This is a genomic window from Dyella lipolytica (assembly GCF_030160075.1).
GTDB lineage: Bacteria > Pseudomonadota > Gammaproteobacteria > Xanthomonadales > Rhodanobacteraceae > Dyella_B > Dyella_B lipolytica.
The window spans coordinates 2,077,885-2,089,524 of sequence record NZ_BSNQ01000003.1 but is presented as its reverse complement, the minus strand read 5'-3'; the positions used below and the strand labels follow the sequence as shown (position 1 = coordinate 2,089,524).

Genomic DNA, 11,640 nt, shown 5'->3' with positions numbered 1-11,640 from the left:
AGGCGAACGCAAAGAGCCATTCTTAGGCGAGATTCTTCGCCGCGAAATCCCAGTTCACCAGATTCCAGAACGACTCCAGATACTTCGGACGCGCGTTGCGGTAATCGATGTAATAAGCGTGCTCCCACACGTCGACCGTGAACAGCGGCTTGTCGCTGCCGGTGATCGGTGTGGCGGCATTGGACGTGTTGACGATGCCCAGCGAACCATCCGGGCGCTGCACCAGCCAGGTCCAGCCCGAGCCGAAGTTGCCGGTGGCCGACTTGGCGAACTCTTCCTTAAACTTGTCGAACGAGCCGAAGGCCTTGGTGATCGCATCGGCCAGCTTGCCGCTGGGAGCGTTGCCGTCGCGCGGCGAGCGCATCGAGTGCCAATAGAAGGTGTGGTTCCAGATCTGCGCCGCGTTGTTGAACACGCCGCCGGACGACTTCTTGATGATGTCTTCCAGCGAGGCGCTCTCGAACTCGGTGCCCTTGATCAGGTTGTTGAGGTTGGTCACATAGGCCTGGTGGTGCTTGCCGTAATGGAACTCCAGCGTTTCGGCCGAAATGTGCGGCTCAAGCGCGTTCTTTTCATAGGGCAGCGGGGGAAGTTCGATCGCCATGGGTAACTCCTGGGGCGTTGGCTGAGGAAGACGGTTCCGGCGGCCGTATGGGTCGCCATAACGGCTGGTACACTACCGATCTTGCTGCATTGTAGTGATGAATCTGAAGTTATGGACGTCAACGAGCGAATCAAGGCGGTGCTCGCCGAGCATCCCATCGTGCTCTTCATGAAGGGCACGCCGCAGTTCCCGATGTGCGGGTTCTCCAGCCGTGCAGTGCAGGCGCTGGACGAGTCGCAGGCCACGTTTCACGCGGTGAACGTACTGGCCGATGCCGAAGTGCGCGCCGCGTTGCCGCACTACGCCAATTGGCCGACCTTCCCGCAGCTATTCATTCAGGGCGAACTGATCGGCGGCTGCGACATCGTGGAGGATCTCAAAGCCTCCGGCGAACTGGCGCGCATGGCGCACGACGTTATGGGCGAGCATCACGCATGAATCTGCCATTACACCGTCTGCCCGCGGCATGGACGCCTGCCGGCACTGTGCTGCACGGTCGGGTCGTGCTGGTCACCGGCGCATACGGCGGATTGGGCAGCGCGGTAGCACGCGCCGCTGCACGCGCCGGCGCGACCGTCGTGATGACAGGCAAGCGCAAGCGCCAGCTCGAACAACTTTATGACGCGATGATTGCCGAAGGTCTGCCTGAGCCGGTGATCCATCCGCTTGATATGGAATCGGCCACGCCACGTGAGTACGAAGCCTTGGCCGATGGCCTGCAACGCGATCTGGGTCGACTGGATGGCATCGTGCACGCTGCAGCGAGCTTCGCCGGGTTGACGCCGATCGCGATGCACAAGCCGGATGCTTGGTTGCGCGCCCTGCATGTAAATGTCTCTGCACCGTTTGCGCTTACCCAGGCCTGTCTGCCGCTGCTAACAGCGGCACCCGATAGCGCGGCGGTGTTCGTACTCGACAATCCAGAGCTTGTGCGACGCGCGCATTGGGGCGCTTACGGTGTATCGAAGGCGGCGTTGGAACGTTTCGTAGCGATCCTTCACGAAGAACACGATAGCGATACGTTCCGCGTGCACGCCTTGCTGCCCGGCCCGATGCGCACCACGTTGCGCCGCACGGCTTATTTCGGCGAGGACACGCTGCAGCAGCCGCTGCCGAATGCCACCGCCGATGCTGCGGTCTATCTCTTGAGTGCCGAAGCTGCCGTTGCGCGTGGCGCCGTGCTCGACCTGCGCGTGGCATGATGCCGTCCGGCGGCGGCAGCCGCGGATATCTGCATAAGGGGATCCGATGGAAACGCAGATGACGACATTGTCGGCGGCGATCCTGCTGTTCCTGATCATGGATCCGCTCGGCAATATCCCGATCTTCCTGAGCTTGCTGAAGGGTGTGGCACCCAAGCGTCGCCGTGCCGTGATGGTGCGCGAGTTGTTGATTGCGCTGGCCGTGCTGCTGATGTTCCTGATGGGCGGTCAGTTGATTCTCAGGTTGCTGCAGCTGCGCGAAGAATCAATCAGCATTGCCGGCGGCATCGTGCTTTTCCTGATCGGCATCCGCATGGTGTTTCCGCCCGCCGACGGCGGTGGCATTTTCGGCAAGTCTGGCGACGGCGAACCTTTTATTGTCCCGATGGCCATTCCTGGCGTGGCGGGGCCGTCGGCGATGGCAGCGTTGCTGTTGTTGACCAACTCCGAGCCTGGCCGCACCGTCGATTGGGCGATCGCCTTGTTGTGCGCGTGGCTGGCGACGGCGGTCATTCTTTTGAGTTCCACCTATCTGTACCGCTGGCTGGGCGAAAGTGTGCTCACTGCGCTGGAACGCGTCATGGGCATGTTGCTCATTGCCCTGTCTGTACAGATGTTCCTCGGGGGCATTGCGGCGTACCTGCATCTAACCGTCTGAGGCGTCCATTTCCTGGCCGACGGCCAAGTAGTCGTGATGCATTGAGTTTTCGTGGCGCCTTGTCTTAAACAAGCGCTTAAGGAATCGCCCATTGCCCATCGTGTATTCTTGCGAATGAGACGAGTTTGGCTGCATAAATTCGCGCAGTTGTCACACTTGATCGGCAACATGGACTAAACCCAAGGGAGGCGGTCATGCTTCGCGTTGAACAGGCCCTTACCGAACGTCTACCGTGGCTCGCACAGCATCCGATGATCCGCCGTCCGGTGGCCGGCATGCTTGGCCGGCTTGCCGACGAGTCGGGTTTCAATCGCGTACTTGAACGGCTTGCCGATACGATAGGGTTCGACTTCGTCGACAAGGTGCTGGATCTTCTCGGCTGCAGTTATCACGTCGTCCAGCGCGAGCGGGAGAATATCCCCGTCGAGGGTGGCGTGCTTATCGTCGCCAATCATCCTCTTGGCATGCTCGATGCGATGGCGTTGCTGCAACTGGTCGGATCGGTGCGTCAAGACGTGCGCATTCTCGGCAACGACTGGCTGGCGGCGGTTCCGCAACTCGGTCCTTTGCTGTTACCGGTGGACGTATTCGGAAGCGGCGCGGCGTCGCGCTTGCGCAATGTTTATCGCGCGCTCGATCGTGGCGAGGCGCTGATCATTTTCCCTGCCGGCGAAGTGTCGCGCATGGGACCTGCCGGCGTGCGCGATGGACGCTGGTCCGACGGTTTTGCGCGGCTTGCCATGCGCAGCAAAACGCCGGTGTTGCCGATCCATGTGGCGGCACGTAATTCCGCGATGTTCTATGGTCTGTCGATGCTCGCCAAACCGCTAAGCACCGCGATGTTGCCGCGCGAAGCGGTCGCCACCGCGGTTAGCCGGATCGGTTTCAGCGTCGGTGCGTTGATCAGTGCCGAGGAAGTGGAACAACGCAGCGATGGTTCGAGTCAGCGTGCGGCGAATCTAATGCGCCGCCATGTTTATCGACTCGGTCGTCGGCGCGGACTGGTTTTTGGCGGCCAAGTACCGCTGGCGCATCCGGAGCCGGTCGATCGCGTCGCAATGGAGTTGGCCCAGTGCGAGAAACTCGCCGATCTGGCCGACGGCAAACAATTGATGGTGCTGCGTGGATCGATCGACGGCGCGGCCCTGCGCGAGATCGGCCGCCTGCGTGAACTGACCTTCCGCAAGGTAGGCGAGGGAACCAATACCCGGCGCGATCTGGATGCTTACGACGCGCACTACGAACATCTCGTGCTGTGGGATCCCAAGGCGCTGCGCATCGTCGGTTCGTACCGTCTCGGTCATGGTGGCCGCCTGATTACTGAGCGTGGCATGGCGGGGCTCTATACCGCCAGCCTGTTCCGATATTCGCCGGCCCTCGAATCGCGGCTCGCCCAGGGGATGGAACTGGGGCGCAGCTTTATCGCACCGGCCTATTGGCGATCCCGCGCACTCGATCAGCTCTGGCAAGGCATCGGGTTGTATCTGCAGCGCCACCCGGATCTTCGTTACCTGTTCGGCCCAGTAAGCATGTCAGTCAATCTGCCGCGCCAGGCTCGCGAGTGGATTGCGGCAGCACATCAGCATTATTTCGGCGCACCTGGCCTGGCCGAGGCACGCCAGCCGTTCAAGGTTTCCCCAGATGTACTCGAAGGCGTGCGCCGCGAGCTGGAGGGGCTGGACCCGGTGAGTGGCCTGGGTCGGCTGCGAAACCACCTGGACGCCTTGGGTGTAAGTCTTCCGGTGCTGTATCGCCAGTACGTGGATCTGGTCGAGCCCGATGGTGTTCAGTTCCTCGACTTTGGCGAAGATCCCGGTTTCTCCGGCTGCGTCGACGGCCTGGTCATGCTCGACCTGGCACGGCTCAAGCCGGCCAAGCGCGCGCGCTATCTAGGCAAGGGCGCTTAGTCCCCAAGCAGACTTCTGCAATCGCCATCCCTGGCCTAGATAGGCCGGGGAAGCTCCGTTGCAACTGAGATATTTTTGTAAAGTTGATGTAAAGCTTTCGTGTGATCTTGCTAAGGTATCGCTAAGGATACGTGACCGCTTTCCCCTATCTGACGCTCGAAATGGCTCAGATAAAGCGTACGAATCGGACGTCTCACACGGATTTGCCACCCAGGGTTATCTACTTTGATTGACACTTTCTTGCGTCGTCACGCAAGAAATCACAAAACCTAGGGTTCCAGAGCAGTTATGCGTGGCTCATTTGTCATGAGCCCGGGGCTCGTTGTGTCGATGGATCGCTATCTAGCGAATGACCCGCACGGGTCGGCTGATGTCGTGTTTGACGTAAGAGATGTTCGAGCGGTCACAAAAAGCGGTGCCAAAGAAATCTCGCTATCAACAACAGGACTACGGGGCTCTCAATGAAACGAACGCATCTTTCCGCAGCGATTGCTATTGCCTGCTACATGTCGATGGGCGTCGCGATGGCGCAGACCGCCAGCAGCGACGTAACCCAAACCAACCAGGGCAATACCAACCAGCGCGTTAACGCGTCCAGCACCTCCAACACCACCACATCGAACAGCACCCAGCGCGATGTGAAGCAGATGGCGGCCGTGCAGGTGCAGGCACAATCGCTGTCACTGGGCGGCGGACTGATGTCGGTGCAGACGGCTCCCAAAGCCGTGTCGACCATTACGCGCGAAGCCATCGAAAAGGCCAGTCCCGGCAGCAACTTTACGCAGCTGATCGGCAGCATTCCGGGCGTGAACTCCGCCACGGACGATGTCACCGGTCTCGCCAACGGCCACTACAGCATGCGCGGTTACGATTCGTCGGATATCGGCATGACGGTGAACGGCGCGCCGATCACCGACACGGGCAGCTACTCCGTGTACGCCACGGAATATGGCGACTCTGAAAACCTGGGCGACATCACCGTGCTGCAGGGCATACCCGATATCGATATGCCCGATTCGGGCGCCAGCGGCGGCCATATCGGCTGGGCCACCATCGATCCGTCGCATCAGGGTGGCGTGGATTTCACCCAGAGCCTTGGCAACAACGACTATCGCCGCACCTTCGTGCGCCTGAATACCGGCGACCTCGGCCCGGTGCGTTCGTGGCTCTCCTTGTCCGACAACACGGCCAATATGTGGCGTGGCGCGGGCGATCTGCGCGTCGCCAAGGTGGACGGCAAGTCGGTGTGGACCATCAACGACAACAACTCCGTCAGTGCGTCGTTGCAGTACAGCCGTCAGAGCAATCTTGAATACGATGCGCTCTCCAAGGCTCAGGTGGCGCAGAACGGTTATTTCTACAACTACAACAGCACCTGGATTCCGCTGAACAATCTCAGCGGTTCGGCGCTCAAGACCGCGGCGACCAACGACGAAAACTACTACGCGCTGCATACCAATCCCTACAGCAGCTACATGTTCAGCATGGACGGCGAGTTCAAGCTCGCCGACAACCTGCATCTGTCGGTGATTCCGTATTACTGGTACGGCAACGGCGGCGGCAGTGGCGGTGGCTTGGCCCAGGAAAGCACGTCGCCGGTGGATCAGTATCTGTATGCCAATGCCGATCTCAACGGCGACGGCTCGGTGACCAACAGCACGAAAAAGAATTTTTCGGGCGGCACGGTCTATTCGTTCTCGTCCGCGAAGACATATCGCCCAGGCGTGATCGCCAAGTTCAACCAAGATCTCGGGATGGACAACAGCCTCGAGTACGGTTTCTGGTACGAGCGTTCGCGCAAGACCCAGGCCGATACGTACGGTCTGGTCGATCCGTTGACCGGTACGGTCGCCGACATCTGGGGTAATTCCTCGTACCTGGTGTATCCCACCAGTGGACTGCCGCAGAAGTTCTATCAGGAATACACCAACACCGAACTGGAGAAGGGCTTCCTAACGGACAACTGGACGCCGAACGACTACTGGACGTTCACCGCTGGCGTGAGTTATCTGCATGCCAACCGCAATGGGTTCACGTACGACTATCCGGGTTCCACCACCGGCTTCGATGCGCAGACCTCCACGACCTTCAACAACAACTGGAACAAATTCCTACCCACCGCAGGTATCAAGTTCCAGCTGGACGAGCGCAACCAGTTCTTTATCGGCACCGGCAAAACCTTCCGCGTGCCGTCCAACACCGTTGCGATGCTGGATGCTTTGGTCGGCGTACAGAACTCCAACCCGGAAATGTCCTGGAACACCGATCTGGGCTGGCGCTACTACGGTGATGCGATTTCGGCCAGCGCCGATGTCTATCACAGCAATTACTTCAACAAGCAGGAAGCGGCCTTTACGGAGCAGGGGAACGAGTACTACACGACCATCCCGCATATGGATATGCAGGGTTTCAACGGCGAGGCCAGCTACAAGTTTGCACCGAGCTGGACCGTCTACACGTCGTACACCTACACGCAGGCCAAGATCAAAGGCGGCCTCGATGGCGGTCCGGGCGATGCCAACTTTGCCGGCGGTACGGGTATCTATCCCACCAACGGTCGCACCATGCCGGACACACCGCGCAATATCGGCAACGTGAGCTTGAGCTACGACGACTCGCGCTTGTGGGCAACGTTGAACGGTCGTGTGACCAGCTCGCTGTACGGTGACTACATGAACACCGAGAGCGTCGGCGGCTTCACCACCTTCAGCTTTAGTGCCGGTTATCGCTTCGGCGATTGGGACTGGTTGAAGAAGCCGTACATCAAGCTCAACGTCGACAACCTGACCGATCGCCATGCATTGTCCTATGTGAACTCGGCTCAGCTGCTCGCTAAATCGGGTGGCGCCCTGTATCCAGGGTTGTATTCCGGCTCGGCGCCGTCTTACGGCTTGCTGCAACCACGCGCGTACGTGATTACGATTGGCGCATCGTTCCAGTAAGTGGCTGCGTGGTCCGAGCCGTTACTGCGGCTCGGACCCGTACACCATGCGACGTGAAGCCATACCCGAACTCCTCGCAGCGTGCTGCGGGGAGTTCTTTCTTATGGTCGGCTCGGTGCTGGTTCTGGAATACATTGACCGCATCGCCCCCGAAGCGAGATGCTAGATGGCCGCGCGCATGGTGCAGAGGAAGCTGCATCATCGCGAAGAGGTCAGGAGAATGATCAGAATGAATGACACGCAGATCGACAAGTCCGGCAAGCCTGCTACGGTAAACGCACGCATTTCGCCTGCCGGTGGTTTGGACATCCTTTCTCGCAACGAAGTGGCGCGATTGCGCGACATCAGCGGCTCGGGCCTGCACGGATTGCTTCGCCGCTGCGCGCTCGCTGTGCTCACCTCCGGTGACATCAGCGACGATCCGCGCACGATGTTCGAGCAGTATCCGACTTTCGATATCCAGGTGCTGCAGCAGGATCGTGGTATCAAGATCGAGCTGACGCACGCGCCGGCGCGCGCCTTTGTAGATGGCCAAATCATCCGCGGCATCAACGAACTGCTGGTGGCAGTGGTGCGCGATATCGTCTACGTATCGACACAGCTGCAACAGGGTAACTTCGATCTGGACGATACGGTAGGCATCACGCACGCCGTGTTCGACATCCTGCGCAACGCGCGCATCCTCAAGCCACAGATCGATCCCAATCTCGCCGTCTGCTGGGGCGGTCATTCGATCTCGCGCGACGAATACGAATACACCAAACTGGTCGGCTATCAGCTCGGCCTGCGTGGCCTGGATATCTGCACCGGCTGCGGTCCGGGTGCGATGAAGGGCCCGATGAAAGGCGCCACCATCGCGCACGCCAAGCAGCGCAGACGCAACAATCGTTATATCGGCATCACCGAACCGGGCATCATCGCGGCAGAGTCGCCCAATCCGATCGTGAATCAGCTGGTGATCATGCCGGATATCGAGAAGCGCCTTGAAGCTTTCGTGCGGATGGGACACGGCATCATCGTGTTCCCCGGCGGCGTCGGCACGGCCGAAGAAATCCTCTACATGCTCGGTATCCTGCTGCACCCGGACAACGCGGGCATTCCGTTCCCGCTGATCTTTACGGGGCCGAAGCAGTCGGCGGCGTACTTCGAACAGATCGATAAATTTCTCAAACTTGCGCTGGGTGACGACGTGGCGCAGTACTACAAGATCATCGTGGACGATCCGATCGCCGTGTCGCACGCGATGGTGCGCGGCATCGACAAAGTGCGCAATCATCGTTTGGACAACAAGGACGCATTCTTTTTCAACTGGTCGCTGAATGTTCCGCTGGCGTTCCAGCAACCTTTCTTACCTACGCATGAAGCCATGCGTTCCCTGGCGATCCAACGCAATCGTCCGCGCCATGAACTGGCCGCAGATCTACGCCGTGCCTTTTCCGGCATCGTTGCCGGCAATGTGAAAGAAGAAGGTGTACTTGCCATCGAGAAGTCCGGCCCGTTCGAGATCGATGGCGAAGCGGAGATCATGCACGCGCTGGATCGTCTGCTGCAGGCCTTCGTACAGCAACATCGCATGAAGCTCCCGGGCGGCAGCGCCTATGTGCCGTGTTATCGGGTACTGACGTCCTGAATGACCGGCCCGGAATCCGGTATCCGGCTTGACAGCCTCAGGCCGGATTCCTCAAACTATGCAGCTCCCCGCCCGAATAGCTCAGCCGGTTAGAGCACTTGACTGTTAATCAGGGGGTCGTTGGTTCGAGTCCAACTTCGGGCGCCATATTCAGGTTTCATGGGCATCTTTGATACCTTTCGAAATCGCAAAAACCCGCTTTGGCGGGTTTTTTTGTCTCCGAGCTCGGTGGTAGATATGGGTGCCGATAGTTGCCGGCCCGATTTGTGCATATCTATCCGACTGTCTGATCGGCGCTGAAGAGATAACGACCCGTGCTTTGCCCGTCCACGCTTCCCGCCATTTATGTGACGCCAGAGTTGCCGCCGTTGCGGGCCACTCCGGCCCATGCCTGGCGAGTGTCATGACACGGCCAGAGGTGACGCAACGGGTCTTGCTGTGCGCGCCGGCTGCCTTCCATGGGCGCCGTACGGGTAGCTTGCCTTCACGGGGCAGCAAAAAAATCTTGATGGTCGACCCACAAGGTTGGGCGACGCGACGACGGATTACCGAAAGAAATGGTGGCGCGACTTCGGGCATACGGGCGCAGCATCAGCTGACCCTCGATGCTTCGGCCATGTTGCTTGCGATAAAGCAACATGCGGTTGCCCATCGTGGTCCCTTGATCGGGGGCATGGGACTAGCGGCGGGAGTGGTCGCTGCCATGATTGCCGCCCACGCTTGGCGCTCGGCGCCATCTGAAGAATCGGTTTCGGTGGTCGCCTTGTCGACATCCAGATCTGCGCCACCCGCGTTGTCACCAACTCCCGCGCAGGCGCCCAATGCAATCGTGCATGTCGCAGCACCGGTCATCGCTGCACGCACTATCAGTTCAAAGGCGGCACTCAACCCGTATGACGACAAAACTATCGTCGTCGTCGCGCCACCCCACGCCAGCAACGTGGAAGGATTCAATCTCGACATCACGTCATCCAGCAGCCTTTGGGTGAAGGCCGGTGCACGGTATCGCATCGATCCTGTGCTTATTTATGCGGTGGCGCTGGTGGAAACGCGCGGTGTGCAGCCGGATGGTTCGGTAGCGCCTAGCCCGTGGATCGTGCGCATCAACGGACATCTGCACAACGGCACACGCGCCGAATCGGAGCACGCCATCGAACTGGCCCATCTGCTGGCTGTGCCGGTGCAGGACGTAGGCATCATGCAGGTGTATTACCCGATGCATCGGGATATCGAGCCCGATCCCATCGCGCTGCTCAATCCGGCGCGCAACATCGACATCGGTACGAGCTTGCTGCGCAAAGCGATGAAGGAAAGCGACGATCCGGTGCTGCGCATCGGCTATTACCATAGCCACGACGCCGAACTTGCGCGCGGTTACGGGCAAACGGTGTTGAACGTCTATCACGAGTTGAAAACGGTGATGGGCAAGTCGCCCGCCAGTGCCGTGGCGTTGGAGCACGCGCCGTCGGATGCATTTGCGATGCATGGCGGCGGTTGACACGTTCTGGCCTGTGACGACGTCGCCGGAGTGTGCCTAAGCGACGTATTTTGAGGCAGTGGCCCTGACGCGCCTTTGGCGAGCCCGCTAAACTGTTGCTTTGGGATTCCTCGGCCACCCCATGTCGCAACCCTTTGTCGTGCAATTCAACCCGGTCGCCCTCCATCTGGGGCCGATTCAGATCCACTGGTACGGGTTGATGTACCTGCTTGCATTTCTCAGCGCCTGGTCACTGGCGGAATACCGCCGCAAGCGGGGCCGTTTGCCGGTGAGCCGCGATGCGCTGGGCGATTTGGCGTTCTACGGAATGATGGGTGTGATTCTGGGTGGTCGACTCTGGTACATGCTGTTCTATTACGCAGGCGGCATCCGCTGGATCTGGACCGAGCCGCTAGCGCTGTTCCGCGTATGGGACGGCGGCATGAGTTTCCACGGCGGCCTGCTGGGTGTGCTTGTGGCGGGACTATGGTGGTCGCGCCGGCACGCGCTCAATTTCTTCGACACCATGGATTTTGTCGCGCCGATCGTACCGGTTGGCTTGGGGTTGGGGCGGCTGGGCAACTTCATCAACGGTGAATTGTGGGGCAAGCCCGGGCTGGTGCCGTGGGCGATGATTTTTCCCAATGCGCACGACGAGGACATGGCACTAGCGGCCAATCACCCCGATCTGACCCAGCTGATGCAGCAATACGATGGCCTGCCGCGGCATCCGTCGCAGCTGTATGAGCTGGCGTTGGAGGGTTTGGCGATGTTCCTTGTGCTTTGGCTGGTATCGATGAAGCCGCGCCCGCGTTATCTGATATCGGGTCTGTTTGCGCTGCTGTACGGCTGCTTCCGTTTTGCGGTGGAGTTTGTACGCGTGCCGGATGCGCAGCTCGGTTACCTGGCATGGGGCTGGCTGACCATGGGCCAGATCCAGTCGCTGCCCTTGATCGTCATCGGATTGTGGCTACTGTGGCTGTCGCGTCGCGCACCGACGCTGCCACTCGCAAAGGCAGTCGAAGCTCAGACGGCGTAAACTCAAGGATGCTCTGATCAATTCTGCGTAGGTGGCATGATGTCCAGAAGGCTCGCAGGGTGTGTTGCGCGGCGCCGGGAAGACTGGCCGTCTTGCCAAGCCGTGCGGCGCAGCCTGCGAGCCTTCTGGACATCACCCCATCATTTCCATTCAATGCGTTGGGGCCGGCCCTGTCTGTCCG

General features: G+C 59.9%; 9 protein-coding genes and 1 tRNA gene. 9 read left to right on the top strand and 1 reads right to left on the bottom strand.

The genetic code is table 11. The features are described 5' to 3' along the window. Positions 1–22: 22 nt before the first annotated feature. Positions 23–604 (bottom strand): superoxide dismutase, encoded by a 582-nt coding sequence (locus QQL64_RS10775; RefSeq protein ID WP_284399157.1) that lies wholly within the window; start codon positions 602–604, stop codon positions 23–25. Between the two features lie 111 nt (positions 605–715). Here QQL64_RS10775 and grxD point away from each other — a divergent pair, with 111 nt between their 5' ends. The 9 genes from grxD to lgt all read left to right on the top strand — a co-directional run bounded on the left by grxD (position 716) and on the right by lgt (position 11,459). Further along, positions 716–1,042 carry a Grx4 family monothiol glutaredoxin gene (gene grxD / locus QQL64_RS10770; RefSeq protein ID WP_284399154.1) on the top strand — a complete coding sequence of 109 codons (327 nt, stop codon included), beginning with the start codon at positions 716–718 and terminating at the stop codon, positions 1,040–1,042. Beyond that, positions 1,039–1,806 carry an SDR family NAD(P)-dependent oxidoreductase gene (locus QQL64_RS10765; RefSeq protein ID WP_284399153.1) on the top strand — a complete coding sequence of 256 codons (768 nt, stop codon included), beginning with the start codon at positions 1,039–1,041 and terminating at the stop codon, positions 1,804–1,806. The genes grxD and QQL64_RS10765 overlap by 4 nt, the downstream gene beginning before the upstream one ends. A 58-nt stretch (positions 1,807–1,864) precedes the next feature. Beyond that, positions 1,865–2,464 (top strand): YhgN family NAAT transporter, encoded by a 600-nt coding sequence (locus QQL64_RS10760; protein WP_284399754.1) that lies wholly within the window; start codon positions 1,865–1,867, stop codon positions 2,462–2,464. A 194-nt stretch (positions 2,465–2,658) separates the two neighbouring features. Further along, positions 2,659–4,371, top strand: coding sequence for a bifunctional ornithine lipid synthase OlsF (gene olsF / locus QQL64_RS10755; protein ID WP_284399148.1), 1,713 nt, complete (start codon positions 2,659–2,661; stop codon positions 4,369–4,371). A gap of 461 nt (positions 4,372–4,832) precedes the next feature. Further along, positions 4,833–7,313, top strand: coding sequence for a TonB-dependent receptor (locus QQL64_RS10750; RefSeq protein WP_284399146.1), 2,481 nt, complete (start codon positions 4,833–4,835; stop codon positions 7,311–7,313). 229 nt (positions 7,314–7,542) lie between these two features. Continuing rightward, positions 7,543–8,943, top strand: a complete 1,401-nt coding sequence (ppnN, locus tag QQL64_RS10745) for a nucleotide 5'-monophosphate nucleosidase PpnN (RefSeq protein WP_284399144.1) — start codon at positions 7,543–7,545, stop codon at positions 8,941–8,943. A gap of 70 nt (positions 8,944–9,013) precedes the next feature. After that, a tRNA-Asn gene (locus tag QQL64_RS10740) sits at positions 9,014–9,090 on the top strand. Between the two features lie 556 nt (positions 9,091–9,646). Next, on the top strand, positions 9,647–10,441 hold the full coding sequence (locus tag QQL64_RS10735) for a transglycosylase SLT domain-containing protein (protein ID WP_284399142.1): 795 nt from the start codon (positions 9,647–9,649) through the stop codon (positions 10,439–10,441). Positions 10,442–10,562: 121 nt separating this feature from the next. Further along, entirely contained in the window at positions 10,563–11,459 is an 897-nt protein-coding gene (lgt, locus tag QQL64_RS10730; protein WP_284399139.1) for a prolipoprotein diacylglyceryl transferase, read from the top strand. Positions 11,460–11,640 lie beyond the last annotated feature (181 nt).